The organism is Priestia sp. P1_B12_1, from assembly GCF_056406695.1.
Map to the genome: position 1 here is coordinate 122789 of NZ_JBFTZR010000004.1, position 16433 is coordinate 139221.

Annotated in this window: 18 protein-coding genes, 6 tRNA genes, 1 rRNA gene and 2 other RNA genes; 20 read left to right on the forward strand and 7 right to left on the reverse strand. The window is 39.0% G+C overall.

All coding sequences use genetic code 11. From position 1 onward, the window contains the following. Window positions 1-2 precede the first annotated feature (2 nt). A complete protein-coding gene (locus AC1D0Y_RS15305; RefSeq protein ID WP_477707814.1) occupies window positions 3-569 on the forward strand; it encodes a hypothetical protein in 567 nt (188 codons plus the stop codon). 102 nt (window positions 570-671) lie between these two features. Here AC1D0Y_RS15305 and AC1D0Y_RS15310 read toward each other — a convergent pair whose 3' ends face one another. Continuing rightward, window positions 672-827, reverse strand: coding sequence for a hypothetical protein (locus AC1D0Y_RS15310; RefSeq protein ID WP_176524009.1), 156 nt, complete (start codon window positions 825-827; stop codon window positions 672-674). Window positions 828-1183: 356 nt separating this feature from the next. Between AC1D0Y_RS15310 and AC1D0Y_RS15315 the strand changes: the two genes are divergently transcribed. The 12 genes from AC1D0Y_RS15315 to AC1D0Y_RS15370 all read left to right on the forward strand — a co-directional run bounded on the left by AC1D0Y_RS15315 (window position 1184) and on the right by AC1D0Y_RS15370 (window position 5095). Beyond that, window positions 1184-1444, forward strand: coding sequence for a hypothetical protein (locus AC1D0Y_RS15315; protein ID WP_060745115.1), 261 nt, complete (start codon window positions 1184-1186; stop codon window positions 1442-1444). Window positions 1445-1970: 526 nt separating this feature from the next. Then, window positions 1971-2150, forward strand: a complete 180-nt coding sequence (locus tag AC1D0Y_RS15320) for a small acid-soluble spore protein H (RefSeq protein ID WP_028409545.1) — start codon at window positions 1971-1973, stop codon at window positions 2148-2150. A gap of 329 nt (window positions 2151-2479) precedes the next feature. Beyond that, window positions 2480-2668: non-coding RNA, 6S RNA (gene ssrS / locus AC1D0Y_RS15325), on the forward strand. A gap of 13 nt (window positions 2669-2681) precedes the next feature. Continuing rightward, window positions 2682-2946, forward strand: an RNA gene (gene ffs, locus AC1D0Y_RS15330) — signal recognition particle sRNA large type. A gap of 52 nt (window positions 2947-2998) precedes the next feature. Continuing rightward, window positions 2999-3114 (forward strand): 5S ribosomal RNA (gene rrf / locus AC1D0Y_RS15335). A gap of 125 nt (window positions 3115-3239) precedes the next feature. After that, on the forward strand, window positions 3240-4091 hold the full coding sequence (locus tag AC1D0Y_RS15340; RefSeq protein WP_060745116.1) for a tyrosine-type recombinase/integrase: 852 nt from the start codon (window positions 3240-3242) through the stop codon (window positions 4089-4091). A gap of 340 nt (window positions 4092-4431) precedes the next feature. After that, window positions 4432-4508, forward strand: a tRNA-Ile gene (locus tag AC1D0Y_RS15345). A 15-nt stretch (window positions 4509-4523) separates the two neighbouring features. Continuing rightward, window positions 4524-4616 (forward strand) — tRNA-Ser (locus AC1D0Y_RS15350). Between the two features lie 18 nt (window positions 4617-4634). Next, a tRNA-Met gene (locus AC1D0Y_RS15355) sits at window positions 4635-4711 on the forward strand. A 10-nt stretch (window positions 4712-4721) separates the two neighbouring features. Continuing rightward, window positions 4722-4806, forward strand: a tRNA-Leu gene (locus AC1D0Y_RS15360). Between the two features lie 9 nt (window positions 4807-4815). Beyond that, a tRNA-Arg gene (locus AC1D0Y_RS15365) sits at window positions 4816-4892 on the forward strand. A gap of 112 nt (window positions 4893-5004) precedes the next feature. Beyond that, window positions 5005-5095 (forward strand) — tRNA-Ser (locus tag AC1D0Y_RS15370). 342 nt (window positions 5096-5437) lie between these two features. On the opposite strand, the gene AC1D0Y_RS15375 is transcribed toward AC1D0Y_RS15370, so the two are convergent. After that, the gene (locus tag AC1D0Y_RS15375) at window positions 5438-6613 is read right to left on the reverse strand and encodes a NupC/NupG family nucleoside CNT transporter (RefSeq protein WP_477707753.1); all 1176 of its coding nucleotides are present in this window, start codon (window positions 6611-6613) and stop codon (window positions 5438-5440) included. A 732-nt stretch (window positions 6614-7345) separates the two neighbouring features. Here AC1D0Y_RS15375 and AC1D0Y_RS15380 point away from each other — a divergent pair. After that, the gene (locus tag AC1D0Y_RS15380; protein WP_060745117.1) at window positions 7346-8017 is read left to right on the forward strand and encodes an MOSC domain-containing protein; all 672 of its coding nucleotides are present in this window, start codon (window positions 7346-7348) and stop codon (window positions 8015-8017) included. Between the two features lie 57 nt (window positions 8018-8074). Here AC1D0Y_RS15380 and AC1D0Y_RS15385 read toward each other — a convergent pair whose 3' ends face one another. Then, a complete protein-coding gene (locus tag AC1D0Y_RS15385; protein WP_043981056.1) occupies window positions 8075-8920 on the reverse strand; it encodes a C40 family peptidase in 846 nt (281 codons plus the stop codon). A gap of 514 nt (window positions 8921-9434) precedes the next feature. Here AC1D0Y_RS15385 and AC1D0Y_RS15390 point away from each other — a divergent pair. Continuing rightward, on the forward strand, window positions 9435-10349 hold the full coding sequence (locus AC1D0Y_RS15390; protein ID WP_477707754.1) for a DMT family transporter: 915 nt from the start codon (window positions 9435-9437) through the stop codon (window positions 10347-10349). Between the two features lie 48 nt (window positions 10350-10397). On the opposite strand, the gene AC1D0Y_RS15395 is transcribed toward AC1D0Y_RS15390, so the two are convergent. After that, window positions 10398-11048, reverse strand: coding sequence for a DUF975 family protein (locus AC1D0Y_RS15395; protein WP_477707755.1), 651 nt, complete (start codon window positions 11046-11048; stop codon window positions 10398-10400). A 193-nt stretch (window positions 11049-11241) separates the two neighbouring features. Here AC1D0Y_RS15395 and AC1D0Y_RS15400 point away from each other — a divergent pair, with 193 nt between their 5' ends. Further along, entirely contained in the window at window positions 11242-11595 is a 354-nt protein-coding gene (locus tag AC1D0Y_RS15400; RefSeq protein ID WP_060745120.1) for a DUF4181 domain-containing protein, read from the forward strand. On the opposite strand, the gene AC1D0Y_RS15405 is transcribed toward AC1D0Y_RS15400, so the two are convergent. Beyond that, window positions 11570-11752 carry a hypothetical protein gene (locus AC1D0Y_RS15405; RefSeq protein ID WP_081085206.1) on the reverse strand — a complete coding sequence of 61 codons (183 nt, stop codon included), beginning with the start codon at window positions 11750-11752 and terminating at the stop codon, window positions 11570-11572. The two genes, AC1D0Y_RS15400 and AC1D0Y_RS15405, sit on opposite strands and share 26 nt — an antisense overlap. A 142-nt stretch (window positions 11753-11894) precedes the next feature. Next, window positions 11895-12908 (reverse strand): S66 family peptidase, encoded by a 1014-nt coding sequence (locus AC1D0Y_RS15410; RefSeq protein ID WP_060745121.1) that lies wholly within the window; start codon window positions 12906-12908, stop codon window positions 11895-11897. Window positions 12909-13056: 148 nt separating this feature from the next. Here AC1D0Y_RS15410 and AC1D0Y_RS15415 point away from each other — a divergent pair, with 148 nt between their 5' ends. Together AC1D0Y_RS15415 and AC1D0Y_RS15420 are read left to right on the forward strand one after the other, a co-directional pair. Then, window positions 13057-13569, forward strand: a complete 513-nt coding sequence (locus AC1D0Y_RS15415; protein WP_060745122.1) for a sigma-70 family RNA polymerase sigma factor — start codon at window positions 13057-13059, stop codon at window positions 13567-13569. Window positions 13570-13588: 19 nt separating this feature from the next. Beyond that, window positions 13589-14755, forward strand: a complete 1167-nt coding sequence (locus AC1D0Y_RS15420; protein ID WP_477707756.1) for a DUF4179 domain-containing protein — start codon at window positions 13589-13591, stop codon at window positions 14753-14755. Window positions 14756-14801: 46 nt separating this feature from the next. On the opposite strand, the gene AC1D0Y_RS15425 is transcribed toward AC1D0Y_RS15420, so the two are convergent. Beyond that, window positions 14802-15221 carry a MarR family winged helix-turn-helix transcriptional regulator gene (locus AC1D0Y_RS15425; RefSeq protein ID WP_060745124.1) on the reverse strand — a complete coding sequence of 140 codons (420 nt, stop codon included), beginning with the start codon at window positions 15219-15221 and terminating at the stop codon, window positions 14802-14804. Between the two features lie 143 nt (window positions 15222-15364). On the opposite strand from AC1D0Y_RS15425, the gene AC1D0Y_RS15430 reads away from it, so the two are divergent. Beyond that, window positions 15365-15712, forward strand: coding sequence for a DUF6054 family protein (locus AC1D0Y_RS15430; RefSeq protein WP_060745125.1), 348 nt, complete (start codon window positions 15365-15367; stop codon window positions 15710-15712). Between the two features lie 205 nt (window positions 15713-15917). Then, on the forward strand, window positions 15918-16301 hold the full coding sequence (locus tag AC1D0Y_RS15435) for a FixH family protein (RefSeq protein ID WP_013058250.1): 384 nt from the start codon (window positions 15918-15920) through the stop codon (window positions 16299-16301). Window positions 16302-16433: the final 132 nt, after the last annotated feature.

Below are 16433 nucleotides of genomic sequence, written 5' to 3' on the forward strand. Positions count from 1 at the left end.
ATATTGAACAAGGATATATAGATGCCGACGATAATATTTCTTTACGGTTAGTTGCAGACTGTTGCAATGTGTTTGGATCTGGCTATGCTCACGGAATTCAAAAAAGCGGCGCCCCGCACAAATTTGAAGAAAATACAGATATCAAAAGATTAAAATTTTTCCCTAATGAAACGTGGAACAATCAACTTCTTGAAAACGAGGAAGTATTTATTGAATATAATACAATTGCAGAAGAGAACGAAGCCTACTTTCAAAAAAGAATGTATCAGCTGAATCAGAAGATCGCGCTATTCGCATATGCTAAAACTTCTTCGGGACGATTTGAAGCAATATTTAAAGGGCTTTATGTGCTAAATCGTGAAAAAAGCAAAAATACAGGTGTTCTGACTTATAATGGTATATCGACCATGATGCCAACTTACTATCCAAGAGATGTTAAACAACCTCTTAGAATCGCAGAAGCCTATAATAACGACGGATATAAAGTAGCGCACTTTTATACAGAGAATCAGATTAGAAAATTTGAAGGTAAATATAAAAAAAGATATAAGATAATATCGTATAAATAAAAAGATCGTTTTTCATATAAGTCTTCTTCACTCTATAAAAGAAACCTCCGTTCAAGTCATAAATTTGAACGGAGGTTTTTTATTATCCTCGAAAGGTTAAATTTATTTTTTATTTACTTGGCGTCCACTTTTTTTCTGGCTCTGGGAACTTGTGTTGCCAGTTTGAAATTCATTGCCTAATTCAACATCATTTCTTTTATCTTGCTTCTCTACTTGCTCTCTTGTTTGATTCTTTTTCTGTGTCCCTTGTTTTGACATTACTTATCTCATCTCGCTTTCATTTAGTATTGTTTTTAATATGTGCAACTATAAGAAAAAACATATAAATTAAATAAATAATTTGTTAGTTGCTTCTGAATCAAAACCCTATTGATCACCAAGCTAACCCCGGCATATAAACAACCGAGCACATCTTACATTACTACTTACACCTCACCTAATGCAGTAATTACTCTTTTTTAGTTTTAGGGTGGACGGACAAGCTTTATGGGATTAATTTGATTTTGGAATAGGTGAGAATAGTATCGTAAAAAGGACACATAATTAGTAAAACAATTATTGTTGTTTAATGTGTCAAGAGATGAAGATTTTACTCATTTTTGGAGGAAGTTGTAATGGAGAAAGATCAAACGTTGAAAAATGCGATGAATGAATGGGCACGTGTAACTGAGGATCCACAAATGTTAATGACTTATGAAGTAAAACAGGAATTCCAAGTAGATGAAACATTGACATTAAAAAAAGCTGAAAAGCAAGGAGAAAAAAGAGGTATTAAGAGAGTAGCATTAAGAATGCTGCAAAAAGGTATGGATAATCAAACAATATCTGAATTAACGGAGCTTACAGAAGAAGAGATTGAACAGATTCGTAAATAACGAATGTAAACCGAAGGTAGGAAGAAATAGATCCAAAACAACATTTTAGTTTATCACGATAAAAAAAGAGCTACCCCAAAATAGGAAAGAGGTAGCTTGCTCTACTGAAGCAAAAAGTTGAATACGTTGGTTGAGTTAAAACAACTACATTATTTTAACATGTATAAAATTTTTAGTAAAACGCTATCATTTCCAGTTTTATTACCTAATTTCCTCTGCTAAAATGGAATCATAGGGATGAAAAGAGAAGGGTAGATGAGGCATATGAGTACGAGTCTATTGCTAACTTTAGGGGTTATATTTTTGGCAACAATAGCTATAGCCATTTTAATTAAGATTCCAGAAGAAGATTAAACTGAATAATAAAATGAAAAGCTATCTCAAATTATGAATGAGATAGCTTTTTTACTGCTTCATGTCTCATTTGAAAAATTAAAATTGGTTTTATATAGAGGAATTAAATGCATAAAAATTAATTAAAAACAAATACTTTCACTGTCATAAATAAAAAGGAGGCTAGATAAAGATGGATGCACAAAGAGCACAAGAAATTGCCGATTCAGTGGACATGGCCAATGTCATACATAACGGGAAAAGCATTTACATTGAGCATGTAGACCAACAAAATGGGGTAGCTACAATTCATAACCTGGATGAACCAAATAGTAAGCAAAGTGTTTCTATAACTGAACTAACAGAACAATAATTTACCCTTAGAATAAAAAAGCCGTTTTATGTAGGCTTTTTTATTTTTCTCCCATAGGATAAGAAGAAAAATAACCGCATCAGAAAAGTGTTGTCAGATCAAGGATGTATAAAAATCTAATCGTAATGAACTTCACTTTTAAGTGGAGGACTCAATATAATGAAACACCACTCCTTATAACTTCCACCTTTCAAAGGAATCCCTTCCCAACAACAGAAAATCGAGCAAATAAGAAAACATTGAGGGTTAGGAGTTATTTTTTCGTTTATGTTGACTTCTACGAAATTTTATTGTAGGATAATCTATATCATCAATAAACACATTAAATACTTATCCTACGATGTACGTTATGCCCTATTTGTTTTGAACCGTACTGTTTATTTGGGATTCCTACATTTGTTGACTGATGCCATGCCTGTCTTTGAAACAGGATCGCTGGAACGTTAATATGCGGAAACCCACCTGCGAGATCGCGGGTTCACAAAACAGATTGGGAGGACGACATAGGTGGGAATCCCTTAACTATACATACCGTGCTAGACGGGGAGATGGCGGTGCCCTGTAACCTGCAATCCGCCTTAGCAGGGTTTAATTCCTAACAGAGGTATGAGTCAGGTAAGGTCTGACTTGGACAAGTGGTGTTGACAACTAGGTCCTGCACAACAGAAACCTATGAACATGGTCAGGTCCGGAAGGGAGCAGCCATAAGTAGATTCTTCTGTGTGTTGCAGCACAGCCCGGTCGAGCTAACTGTACAAGTAACGCTTATTTGATCATGTCAACGACGGGTGCACGGTGTTTTTACTTAGCAATTTTTATTTAGTGTTAAGAAAACTATCTTTAATAGGTCTGGTGGCGATAGCAGAGAGGTCACACCCGTTCCCATATCGAACACGGAAGTTAAGTTCTCTAGCGCCAATGGTAGTGGGGACTTTGTCCTTGTGAGAGTAGGACGTTGTCAGGCAAAAAAACAGCCCATCATATCAATGATGGGCTGTTTTTTTGTATATTAATTTCGTTTAAATTGATTTCTACGAAATTAAATGTTATGTTTTATGTAATTTATTAGTACATGTAGGAGGATTTAGAGTGAAAAAAAATAGCCTAGAAGTTATTCCGTTGATTGATGACTTTAGCCGATGGTTAATAAAATCAGGCAAATCTGATAATACGATTAAAACCTATCGAGCAGTGCTAAACCAATTTCATGAATGGCTTCTAAGTGAAGGTAGACATTTAGAGCAAGTAACAAGAAATAATGTCCAAACTTATATGATTAACCTTGAATCTAATAATAAAAGTGCGTCGACTATAGAAAAAGCTTTTGTCACAATTAGCGTTTTTGCACGCTTTCTTGAAAAACCAGAAATTGTTCAAAATATTGAACGTAAACCAAAAGAGAAAAATAACGAGGTTGTACCAGAGTCATTAGAAGCAAGTGAGCGTGAGCGCCTTTTATCTGAAGTAAATCAACAGGGAAACCTTCGTGATATTGCTATTGTATATACTTTATTACATACAGGGATTCGAGTATCAGAGATTTGTGCTTTGAATCATAAAGACGTAAAGATTAACAAATCTGACGGTTTTTTAATTATCCGTAAGGCTAAAGGGTCTAAAAAGCGACTTGTTCCTCTTTCTACAGAAGCAAGAAATAGTTTAAAGAAATATATTGATTCACTTGATTCTAATCATGAAGCTTTATTTGTCTCTAATTTTGATAGAAGAATGTCTGCACGTACAATTCAGTACATGTTAAAAAAATATAATGTAAATCCTCATAAATTACGCCATACTTTCTGTCATGAGTTAGTTAAGAAAGGGATAGATATTGCAACAGTTGCCGAACTAGCAGGCCATTCTGATGTGAATGTTACAAAACGATACCTAAAATCTTCTACAAGAGATTTAGAAAATGCGATTACGCAAACCTTTTTATAAAAACAAGCTCTGTAACAAGAATCATGATTCTTGTTACAGAGTGTTTTTATTTAGGTGTATGTTCCTACTTAATAATTGCAAAATTAAGTATTAAAACACAATTTACATAGATGTTGACTTCTGCGAAATTATAAGGTAAAATAATTTTTGTTGGTAGCGAAACAAATATTAATTATTAACTTACTAGTGCATGTTTCATATGAAGGGGTAGCATACGGATAAATGTGACTGACTATAAATAATTTTCATACTTATTGGTGGCATAGTCAAGGTCTGCAATACCTTTATCACCGGTTCAAATCCGATTGCCGTCTTCACATTCTAAGAGAGAACTTAGAAAGGACCTTTAGCTCAGCTGGTTAGAGCAGACGGCTCATAACCGTCCGGTCGTAGGTTCGAGTCCTACAAGGTCCACCATTGAACCTGAAATATGGAGGAATACCCAAGTCTGGCTGAAGGGATCGGTCTTGAAAACCGACAGGGGTGTCAAAGCCCGCGGGGGTTCGAATCCCTCTTCCTCTTCCATTGTCTCTTTATTATTATCGCGGGGTGGAGCAGTTCGGTAGCTCGTCGGGCTCATAACCCGAAGGTCGCAGGTTCAAATCCTGTCCCCGCAACCATTTTTCACATGCGGATGTGGCGGAATTGGCAGACGCGCTAGACTTAGGATCTAGTGTCTTATGACGTGGGGGTTCAAGTCCCTTCATCCGCACCATTTTAGGAAGCGCCCGTAGCTCAATTGGATAGAGCGTTTGACTACGGATCAAAAGGTTAGGGGTTCGACTCCTCTCGGGCGCGCCATAAACGGGAAGCAGCTCATTTTGGTAGAGACCAAGTCCGATAAGCGTAAGGTCGGTGTCAAGCCCACTTAGGCCTGCTATTATTCCACAGTATCTCAGTAGGAGATCCATACAGAGAAGTACCCAAGTGGCTCAAGGGGCTCCCCTGCTAAGGGAGTAGATCGTTAACACGGTGCGAGGGTTCGAATCCCTTCTTCTCTGCCATTTTATAATTTTATCTGGTCCGTTGACCGAGTGGTCGAGAAATTGTCCTTTTAAAAAGGTAACACGGGTTCGAATCCCGGACGGGTCATTACAAAAAAGACAGTTTGCTGATAAAGCAAGCTGTCTTTTTATGGGATAAGAGATATTGCTTTAATCCAATATGTAAAACTAATTTAAATGTTATTAGAATGAAGATAAAAAGCATTTGATAATAGTGCCTATAACTCGGAGTATGTCAACAGAGATATTTAATAAATTTCAACATTGTAGAAATGCTCCAGCTATAACCCAAAAAGAACAACCAAACAAAAAGAGCACTCACTAAAAGTGAGTGCTTTTTCATTAAATAAACAATCCAACCATAATACCTGTTAAAATCGAGCCCAATGTAGCGACTAACAGCATCTTTAAGCCGAACTTCGCAACGCGTGAAGCTTGTTCGCCGTTGATTGCTTGAATCGTACCAAGAACGATGCCAATTGAGCTGAAGTTTGCAAATGAGATTAAGTAAGCTGATACGATCCCGACTGTTTTTTCAGAAAGGTGAGGCATCATTTTTTGGAAGTCAAGCATAGCAACGAATTCGTTTGCTACTACTTTTGTTCCCATTACGCCGCCGGCTTTCATTAGTTCATCTGCCGGAATACCCATGATAAAGGCAATTGGGTAGAAGATATAGCCTAAAATGTCTTGAACCGTTAATCCGATTACACCGTTTAATACGTAGTTCACTAATGCTAAAAGACCAACGTACGTCACAAGCATCGCTGCTACGATTAACGCAACGCGTCCGCCGTCTAGTGCTCCGTCACCGATTGCTTCAAACAGCGTGCCTTGCTTAGCAGGTGCTTTGATATCCACTTCGTTTTCATCTTCTACTTTTACTGGTGCAACGATAGAAGAAACGATTAAGCCAGAGAATACGTTTAGCGGAAGGGCAATTAAGACGTATTCCGCCGGAATCATCTGCATGTACGCGCCTAGAATTGAACAAGAAACGGATACTAAAGACGTTGTTGTAACGATAAATAAACGGTTTGGTGTTAAACCCCCGATGTGGTTTTTCACCGCAATTAGCGCCGTTGTATCACCGAAAATCATTGCGTTCACGGCTGTGAAGCTTTCAATTTGGGGAAGTCCCGTAATTTTTGAAACAAGTCCTCCGATATATTTGATCCCAAAGGGTAAAATACGAGAGTAGTTTAAAATACTTAATAATGCTGAAACGAATACAATCATAACTAACGTTTGGATAAAGAAAATGCCTTTTCCTGCAAGATCTCCAAACACGAACGAAATTCCGTCGTTACCAAATGATAAGATCTTTGTAAATACACTTGTGATAAAGTCAAGCACCTTGCGACCAATCGATGTATTCATCATAAAAGCAGAGATAGCAAGCTGGATAACCAGCATAACTGCGATGCCTTTATAGTTGATAAGTTTCCTGTCGTTCGACATGAGGAATGCAACTGCTAAGATAATTACAATCCCGATAATTCCCATTAAAATTGACATTTACTTTTCTCCTTACATGTATTCTATATTTATAAAAGAGGGACGTGCATAGAAATGACTATGTAAATCGGCCTCTATTTTATACAAAAACGGAACTTTTACGCCAATTTTGTTAAAAATGGGCAAAATTTTTTAGGCCATTGTAAAAAATGACGTAATTGTAAAATAATATTTACTATGTGCTATTATGTAAAGAAACATGCAGAGCTGACATAATAACTTATATTTCGACAGCCTCTACTATCTTAAATCATTTCGAACAAAAGAAAAAGAGGAAATGAAGATATTTTTAATATAATTGTGAAATATTTTTAAAAATTTATGATACTTCCGATTCTTGGAATTACAGCATGGGAAGTAAAAAAGAGACAAAATCACTTATCATACGCCGTTTAAGAGAAATTTTTCCTTTTTAATGGTAGAATATTTATGAAGAATGACAAAGCAAAAGTACAAAGGAGTTAGCAATGAATACGATTCAAACCTTTTTTTCAAAGCATCCAAAATGGTCGTACACTGGAAATCTTGTTGTAACACTAGCGTGTGTATGTAGCGGTGTTCCAATCTTTGTTTATGCCGACCGTTTCAGGAGTGCTGCTTGGATTTGTAGCAGCTACCGCTATTAATTATGCATTAGGAATTAAGTGGAAGCCGCTGAGAGAGCTAACAAGTAAATAAAATGCTCTATAAGTGTGGTAAACTAGTAAAAATGATAAAAGAGGTGTAAACATAATGACAACACCCGAGAGAAAGCTGATTCATTTAGCAACCGGAATGCCTGAACAAATGGCATACAGTCCTGATAAAGAAATGCGTACAGGCATCTGCAAGAAGCAAGTAGACGAAACGTTTTTAGCAAAAGAAGGGTTTCAAGGTGACGGGGTAGCGGACTTAAGGTATCACGGCGGACCGGATCGTGCGGTGTGCGTGTATCCGTATGAACACTATAAAAAATGGAACGAAGAGTTTGATACGGAACTCCCCATGTCTGCGTTTGGAGAAAATCTTGTCTTAGCAGGCATGCTTGAAAAAGACGTATGCATTGGAGACGTTTATCAAGTAGGAGACGCCGTTATTCAAGTGACGCAAGGTCGAAATCCATGCGACACAATTACAAAGCGAACGGGCGTTAAAGGGATTTTAAAACGAATGATTGAGACAAGCTATACCGGCTATCTTTGCCGCGTGCTGAAAGAAGGTACGATTACGCAAGATGCGGAAGTGAAATTGATTGAAGCTCATCCAAACCAAGTATCCGTTTGGTTTACGCTTGATTTATATTTCCATCGCTCAAAAGATGTAGAAGGAATGCAGCGGGCTTTAGAAGTGGCTGAGCTGGCTGAAGACTGGAAGCATAAATTTCAAACGCGCATTGAAAAGGCGCTTTCCGTCGCGCAGCGATAAAAAGTAAATGCCCTCTAATCGTTAGAACGTATCTAACGATTAGAGGGCATTTTTTTCTTAGAAGCGTCCGTATCCTAAGAAATGATCTTGATAATAAGAAACATCTAGGTCAGCTACAGCTACACCGTGTGAACCAGCATGAATCATTTGGCCGTTTCCGATGTAGATTCCCATGTGAGATGGGCCGCTTGTGTATGTGTTTTGGAAGAATACTAGATCGCCTGGTTGTGGAGACGAAATTTTTGTCGCCATGTTCCAGTAGTTGGCTACGCTTGTACGTGAAATGCTGTGACCGCTATGGTTGAACACGTATGCGATAAAGCCTGAGCAGTCAAAACCGCTTGGTGTGTTTCCTGCCCATTGGTAAGGTGATCCTACTAAACTACGTGCAACATTTACTGTGCTTCCAGAAGCCGTGCTTGTTGTTGGAGCAGGTGCTGGTGTGCTAGTTTCTTGTGCTGCAGATGTAGATGCAGATGCTGTAGAAGTAGAAGGAGTTGATGTGCTTACACCTTTTACTTGGCTTGCGCTTGGTTTACCTGATGCAATTGTTACGTAGCTTGAGCTTTTTGAAATCCATTTGTTTGGTGCAATTTCAACTAAGCCGTTTGCTTCTTTTAAAATAGCAAACTCTTGACCTTGTGTTGCAGTTCCAACGACTGGAGATGAAAAGCTAGCTCCTTGACGAATATTTAACGCACTCACGTTTACGATGACTTTTTGATTAGTAGTAGTAGTTGCTTGTTGTTGAGGTACGCTTGGCGTTACCTTTTCTTGTACGGGTGCTGGTGCAGCGCCTCCGTCATTAGCACTTGCTGAAGTTGTGCTAAATGTTAGGGCAGCGGGAACAAGTAATGCTGCTAACCCCATATTCATAACTGTACGATTTGCTTTCTTTAGCATGTTCTTTCTCCCTTTCCATAACTTGTTTTATTCACAAGTGTGAGTCTATCAATCCTGACAGGAAAAGTAAACATCTAATTCCAAATTACGACATTTTGTAACATAGTTTTAATATTAAAGGGCGATATAAGTAGAATTGTCACCTTCTCTGTAATAATTCTGACAATTTATCTAGGTAGAAATGTTTAGGAGATTCATAGATTTATTAGAAAATATGTAAGCTAAATGAAAAATGGGAGCAGAAACCCAGCAGCTGAATGGCTTCAAGGCTTTTAGGATGTATAAAAGCTATAGATAAAAAGTGATATCGTCACTAGCGATGCACTTTATTTTTTCTGGATGAGCACATAGAGAAGAAAGATAAGCTGTCATAATAGAAACTCAGTTACTATAACTGCTATACATGAAGTACATTAAAAGCGTGCAATTGAAGTGAGCAAAAAAGAAGCGTAGTATACAAGGAGGAATGAACGCGTGAGTCATTTACATTCATATAGGTAGGAGTGGTTGTTGTATGAAACAGTCATCATCTTTTATTAATGGAAGTCTTTTAGCTGCTCTCGTATTGATTTGGGGATTAACGTGGCCGATGTCGAAGCTGGCACTTGGCTATTCATCGCCTATTTTGTTATCTGGACTGCGGTCATTAAGTGCGGGAATCATCTTATTAGCAGTCGCACTGCCAAGATATAAGCAGCTTCACTGGAAGCAGAACTGGCGTAAATATATGGTGTCAGGTCTATTTAATTCAATCTTATTCTACGGTCTGCAAACGATTGGACTTATGTTTATGCCAGCAGGGGTCTTCAGCGTAATTGTCTACTTGCAGCCGGTGCTCATCGGCATCATTGCATGGCTGTGGATTGGAGAAAGCATGAACGCTGTGAAGATAGGGGGCTTGCTTCTTGGCTTTGTAGGTGTAGCTACCATCAGCACGGGAGAATTATCTGCTAATGCTTCAGCCATTGGAATTCTTTTAGCTGTCCTTACGGCACTGAGCTGGGCGATTGGAACCGTTTATATCAAGCGTATTAGCGACAGTGTAGATGGCATTTGGCTTATTACCCTTCAAAGTCTTGTCGGCGGAGTGGTTATGACAGCAGCTGGAAGCGGAGTGGAAGGATGGTCTCATATGGTGTGGAATTCATCATCTATGCTGCTGCTTTTATTTTTAGCACTGTTTTCCGTTGCCGTTGCGTGGCTCATTTATTTTTATTTAATCAGTAGAGGAGAGGCCAGCAAAGTGGCGTCCTTTAATTTTCTTGTTCCGATTATTTCAATTGTCATTGGCACGCTCTTTTTAGACGAACCGTTTACGTCGTCACTTTTTGCAGGGCTGGTGCTTATTATTATCAGTATTTATTTAGTGAATAAAAAAGCGAAGAATCAAAAGTTAAACCCCTCTGATGGAGGAGACCAGGCAGCGTGAAGCTATCCATAAAAAAACCGTATTCGCAACTCGAATACGGTTTTTCGTTTATTCAGCGACTTCAGTTTCATTTGCTTTTAGCTTTTCATAAAATACGCCAAGCGAAGTTGTGACGTATGGAACGAGCCATAATAACCCAATGCCAAGCGTAATGATACTTAAAATTCCCCAGCCGATAAAGCTTAAAACAAGTAAAAAGTAGGTCCACTTGTAGCCGTTCATTAATCGTCTGCTTTCAGTAATAGACTGGTTGACTGAATGATCGGGGTTATCGCGGAATACGTAGTAAGCCTGTGAATAGGCAAGGCTTTTGATGATGCCGGGAATAATTAATAAAATACTCCATAGCACGGTATAAATAATCGTTAGCAAGTAAAGTCCGAGGGTTCTAAAGTATAATCCCGCACATGAAAACGAATCAAACACGTTTCCTACACGTACACTTTCTCCTCGCACCAGACGCAATAGTACCCAGTAGTAAGAGAAAAAGAGCGGTACGAGCAGCAGGGATACAATATTAGCTAAGGTAGACTGAGAGTATTCGGTTTCAGACCCGCTTGGAAATCCGTTGATTAAAAAGTCAATAAGTCCTGGAATCCCGGCAGCAATTAGATACGTAACGAACGTAAGCAGTACGGCAAATCCCCAGCGGTTTTTCAGCGCTGCGAGTGCACCTTGCTTCACTTCTTTTATTCTCATAACTTGATGTCCCCCTCTAGGTGAGTTTATACAGAGAATTCAACCTGTACATTAGTCAATATATTAGCGATTTTTGAATATATGAATGCTTGCACTAATAAGTTGTGTAAAGATTTTTTAGACGCTTGAAATTTGTGGAAAGTTCTTTAAAATGGAAGTATAAGGATATTTTCGATCGGAAGGAGGAATGAAAATGACGCTTGTGTATTTGCTCATTCTGGCAGTTGTTTATATCTTTCTGGATCTTGTCATGCGAAAAAAGCTCCATACAAAGATGAAAAAAAGCTATTGGAGAAGTTTTAAAGGAAGGCGTCCGCTGTTTGTCACAATTGAAATGGTGATGCTTGCTTCGTTTTTAGTGCTCATCTTCGTTATACCTCCAGCCTACACCTCGGTTTTTATGTTTCTTTTCTTTTTTCTCCTCTACGTAATTCGAGGTTTCGAAGAATGGAAGTTTGCAAGAAAGCAAAAAGAGCACTACCACTCGTGGTTTGGTGCAACTTTTTTCTTATTTGGGACATTTATATTACTGATGACAGATATGTAAAATAAAATTTAGACATAACGAAATAAACCGCTGTTGATTTCCGTGCAAGACTTCGCTTTCCGCGGGCGGCCGGTGAGCCTCCTCGTCGCGTGTGCTCCTGCGGGGTCTCACCTGTCCCGCTTTTCCCGCAGGAGTCTTCGTCTTGCCCTCCAATCAACCACTAGAAACACCTGCATATATGAAACAAGCCTACGTTCACTATACCCATAAAAAAACCCGAACGAATTTGATTCTCCATCAAAAATCAAGTTCGTTCGGATCTTCCTTTAATCAAACTACTTTTATACAAGCTTCTTTTTTTACGTAAAGTATTGAACGACTGTGCCTTTATTTTTCTTTACGTTAACACGAGCATACGCGCCGTTAATAAGCGTGAGCTGAGGAGGGAGGTGGCCGCAGTCGATGTCATAGATAACTGGAATATGTAAATCAGAGGCAAGGTCATGATACACGTCTTCAGCGGTGTAGGAATCAACGGGCTTATTAGCGCTGCTTCTGCCGAATAAAATACCTGAGCAGTTATCAAACCAGCCCGCTAGCTTAAGCTGAAGAAGTGAGCGGCGAAGGTCAGCGGTCGTCAGTTCACAGTTGTCAAAGTACCAAATGACCGGCTCAGCAGGAATGTATGTTTCTCTAAACGTTTTTACATCTCCAAAAGGAGTTCCTACTAAGTGCCTGATCACGTCAATACATCCTCCGAGAAGACGCCCTTCGATGTGCACGTCGCTTAACTCTGTATGCTTCCAAGCGGTTTGTTCGGTTAAATGAAACACGCATGGTGACGGGTTGTCATGCTGCCATTCTTTTTGATAGTGATCAGAAGAAACTTGAGCCACGCTTTCTCCTTTTTGGGTCGTCAGCACCTGCTGCCACATCGCAGTCGTTGGATCCCAGTGCTCTCCTCGCAAGTCCACAAAGTTGGTTCCATGAGCCGTTGCAATCCCGGTGTTAAGTGTAATAGCCAGCAAAAGAACGCTAGTGTCAGAATAGCCAAGCACCCATTTTGCTGTCCATTTTGTAAAGTCTAGATGTTCAAGAATTTCAATTAGCAGCTCGCCTCCCCAAGGAGGAATAATGATATCGATGTTTTCATCAGCAATCATGGCTTGAAGCTCATTTGCACGTTTTTTAGGAGAAGCGGATTTTGCTTTATGCTGCGTCCACACGGTTTCGCCCGGTATAACAGAAAAGCCTTTTTCTTTCATGCGTTCACACGATAAAGAAAACATGGAATGAAGAGCTTGAGGTACACCAGAAGAAGGTGCGGTTATGCCGATGGTTGGGTTGGATGTAAAAAAAGGATAGGTAATCATAGCGGCCTCCTTCAAAGGTTTTAGCTTATTTTACCAGCGAGAGAAATACGGAACAAGCTTATTTTTCATTTAATTTAGGAAGATTGATAGGTTTTGTAAAAAGAATTCGTATTAATAGATGTAAAAGCAAGCGGAAAGGAGCAATGTCATGGAAGATGACTGGATTGTTGCGAGTATAATGCGTAAAAAAGAAAAAGGGCTGGAGCTGTTAATTGATCAGTACGGAGGGTTAATTACGGCCATTGTACGCAAACATTTAGGTACGTTAAAAAGCTATGAAGAAGAGTGTATAAACGACGTATTATTAGCGGTATGGCATCATATTCACCGCTTTGATTCGGAGAAAAATACGTTTAAAAACTGGGTTGCGGCTATTGCAAAGTACAAAGCCATTGACTATCAGCGCAAATACATAAAAACCCAGCACGAATCGCTTGGCGAAGCGGGAGTGGGTGAAACGTCAGAAGTTCATAATGTTCAAGGGGACGACGTGGAAGAACTTTTAGGTCACTTAAATGAAGGAGACCGCGAGCTGTTTAAAGCGTATTACTTACAGGAAGTCGAGCTGAAGCAAATTGCTGAAAAGCAGCAGACCACTATCAGCAATTTATATAACCGGCTGTCGCGCGGACGAAAAAAATTAAAAGCCATTTTTAAATGAGAAATAAGGAGGGACAAAGATGAAAAATCAATACGACTTATTAAACGGATCTTCTGTAGATTTTGATGAATATGAAGAAATTGAGCTAACGGCAAGCGAGAAAAAGCGAATGAAAAAACGTTTAAAACGTGACATAAAGCCGGCGCGAAAAAAAGCGCGTCCGCTGATTGCCGCTGCGGTGCTGCTGCTTGCTGTGACGCCTGTGATGATGCAAAACGAAACGGTATGGGCATCGGCTGTGCGGATCAGTCAGCAAATTGGCCAGCAAATTGAGATGCTTATGAACAAGCCTGAAGGCAGCTTGAGCAGCTATAAAAAAACGGTAAATGAAACGGCAACGGACCAAGGCATTCAAGTAAAAGTAAATGAAATGATGCTTGATGATGGACAGGTGCTGCTTGGATTAACGATCAGCGCAGATGAATTTAGAAGAACCGCACTAGGACTTAAACGAGACGCGCCAATTCGACCGGGAGAGCTGCGCGTGAAAATTGGAAACATGTCATTTTTTGATTCCGCTTCAAGTATTAGAGAGGAGGAACCAATCAAAAATAAAGACGGAAGCTGGAACTATCTGTACGCTTTAAAATTAACGCAAGCCGACACGGACGGAGACGGAAAAATCGATATGAAAGGCTACAATGTGCTGGATCATATTGATCCGAATAAAAATTATCAAATCAGCGCTCAGTTCACGAGCCTTGAATTTGAAAAGAACCCCGGCCAGACGAAAAGCGGGAACTACCGGGATTCCTACGGAGAAATTAAAGGAAATTGGACGGTACACACTAGTGTAAACGGCTCAAAAATCATCGCTGATACTAAAGTGTATCCGTTAAATAAAGAAATTCCGATTAATGAAAAAGGAATAAAAGGCGTATTGTCCATCAAAGAAGTTCGCGTATCGCCTGTTTCGATTAAGCTGCACTATACGTTTACATCGTCAACCGGAAGCATCCGAGGTGGAACGGATGTCGGTGTAAACATAAAAGATCAAAACGGAAGAAATCTTTCTGAAAGCGGCAGTGGAGGAGGAACAGACACAGTGCTAGAGATGGACGGAGAGTACCGAAATGATAAAGACGTTATTATGCTTCGATTTATTCCATATGTAAGTGATCATGAAAAAGACTGGTCAAAAGATTTAACTTCAGACGCCTTTAATTTAAAGGTGAACAACAACTAACCAAAATAAAAACCAGATGCCTGCTTAGCGTGCATCTGGTTTTTTATTAGATATCCATTTTATTTAACAAGCGAAGAAACGTCTGTAATTCTTCATCCGTAAAATGGCTAAGCTTTTCACCATATTCTTTGGTGAGTACTTTTTCCATTTCTTCTGCAAACGCTTTTCCTTTATCCGTAATCGATAAGTAGACAACGCGGCGGTCTTTTTGACTGCGTACGCGCGTAACAAATTCTCTTTCCATGAGGCGGTCGCTGATGCACGTCATGCTGCTGTTTGAGATGTGCATATGCTCGGCAATCTCAGAAACGATATGATTCCCTTCTTTATATAGCATGTGAAGCGCTAAAAATTCATTTAAAGGAATATATGATTTTAAAGTGGGGATAACTGACATCTGCATTTTTTTAGTTTGGTTTCGCATCGTTGAAACCACATCTTGGATAATTTCATCTCGTGTATTCATTGAGGTTGTGTGCTCCTTTTTCCGTTCAAACAATTTCTTTTCTTTTCTATTGTACCATATTGTACATAAAGAGAAGCGGCAGGTTTTTTAGAGAGAAAAAGAGAAGTAGTAGATATCTGTTGCGATAGAAAGGGGCTTGAGTGATGGAAAAGGTAATTGAGTTTAAAACGACGCTGCTTCCTTTTGATGGAGCAAAAAAGCTTGTGAATGCAAATAATTCCGAAAGTGACTTATTATACAAAGAATATTATGATCTCGGAGACGGCAAGCAGTTATGTACGCTTGTGTTTGAACGCTATTTTTTCCGCACCGGCGGCAGGGGATCACTAACGATTATTTTAGAAAATGTGTCCGGTCCAAACAAAGTAAAGTGTATTCCTTCAGGAAGCGCAGAAGGGATATTGAATATTGATTGGGGAGCAAGCAAAGATTTTGTAAGATGGGTAGAAAACGCACTCTCATCGTACACGTTAGAAGAACCGCAGAGATAAAGGCAAAGCTGGAGAAGGCAATAAGCTTCTTCAGCTTTTTTTGTGGAGCGAAGGGAGAGTAGAGAAATGAAAAGATGCAAAAGCTACTGTAGAAATAAGAACTTTATGTGGATAATAAGCATTTTTTCTCTTTTTACCGGATAAATGAGTATAATATGAAATTGCAGGAAGACTTCACATTTACATAACAAAGGAGAACAACATAATGAAAAAACTCAGCATCGTATTATTCGTTTTAATGATAGCTATAGTAGGCTGTTCAAAAGGAAATGATTCAAGTTCAAAAGAAGTAAAAGGAACGATTGAAGTACCGGAATCAATTCAAGCAAATGAACAAGTCAAGCTTAAAGTCCTTGTGACGCAAGGAGATAAAAAAGTGGAAAACGCCGATGACGTACAGTTTCAAGTTGAAAAAGAAGGATATATCAATCAAGAAATGACAAAAGCACCGCACGAAGGAAAAGGCGTATACAGCACGGACTATACGTTTAAAGAAGACGGCGAATATATGATTACCGCTCACGTGACGGTAGACGGTGACATGAAAATGTTTACGAAAAAAGTAGAAGTAGGTAAGTCTAAAGAGTAGTACCTTATATAGCCATTTAAAAAGAGAATGCCTTGTGCATTCTCTTTTTTTAATAAGTTCCTTTTTCAACGTCTTTTACCGTTGATACAAAATGGTTTAATTTTTTAATCATTTCGTTTCTTCCAAGACAGC

Excerpts from the sequence above, each read along its gene's own strand:
- AC1D0Y_RS15375 (WP_477707753.1), bottom strand. The coding sequence starts at position 6,613 with ATGTCAATTTTAATGGGAATTATCGGGATTGTAATTATCTTAGCAGTT.
- AC1D0Y_RS15395 (WP_477707755.1), bottom strand. The coding sequence starts at position 11,048 with ATGAGAATAAAAGAAGTGAAGCAAGGTGCACTCGCAGCGCTGAAAAAC.
- AC1D0Y_RS15310 (WP_176524009.1), bottom strand. The coding sequence starts at position 827 with ATGTCAAAACAAGGGACACAGAAAAAGAATCAAACAAGAGAGCAAGTA.
- AC1D0Y_RS15425 (WP_060745124.1), bottom strand. The coding sequence starts at position 15,221 with ATGAATACACGAGATGAAATTATCCAAGATGTGGTTTCAACGATGCGA.
- AC1D0Y_RS15420 (WP_477707756.1), top strand. The coding sequence starts at position 13,589 with ATGAAAAATCAATACGACTTATTAAACGGATCTTCTGTAGATTTTGAT.
- AC1D0Y_RS15320 (WP_028409545.1), top strand. The coding sequence starts at position 1,971 with ATGGATGCACAAAGAGCACAAGAAATTGCCGATTCAGTGGACATGGCC.
- AC1D0Y_RS15430 (WP_060745125.1), top strand. The coding sequence starts at position 15,365 with ATGGAAAAGGTAATTGAGTTTAAAACGACGCTGCTTCCTTTTGATGGA.
- AC1D0Y_RS15390 (WP_477707754.1), top strand. The coding sequence starts at position 9,435 with ATGAAACAGTCATCATCTTTTATTAATGGAAGTCTTTTAGCTGCTCTC.
- AC1D0Y_RS15400 (WP_060745120.1), top strand. The coding sequence starts at position 11,242 with ATGACGCTTGTGTATTTGCTCATTCTGGCAGTTGTTTATATCTTTCTG.
- AC1D0Y_RS15385 (WP_043981056.1), bottom strand. The coding sequence starts at position 8,920 with ATGCTAAAGAAAGCAAATCGTACAGTTATGAATATGGGGTTAGCAGCA.
- AC1D0Y_RS15415 (WP_060745122.1), top strand. The coding sequence starts at position 13,057 with ATGGAAGATGACTGGATTGTTGCGAGTATAATGCGTAAAAAAGAAAAA.
- AC1D0Y_RS15435 (WP_013058250.1), top strand. The coding sequence starts at position 15,918 with ATGAAAAAACTCAGCATCGTATTATTCGTTTTAATGATAGCTATAGTA.
- AC1D0Y_RS15315 (WP_060745115.1), top strand. The coding sequence starts at position 1,184 with ATGGAGAAAGATCAAACGTTGAAAAATGCGATGAATGAATGGGCACGT.
- AC1D0Y_RS15410 (WP_060745121.1), bottom strand. The coding sequence starts at position 12,908 with ATGATTACCTATCCTTTTTTTACATCCAACCCAACCATCGGCATAACC.
- AC1D0Y_RS15380 (WP_060745117.1), top strand. The coding sequence starts at position 7,346 with ATGACAACACCCGAGAGAAAGCTGATTCATTTAGCAACCGGAATGCCT.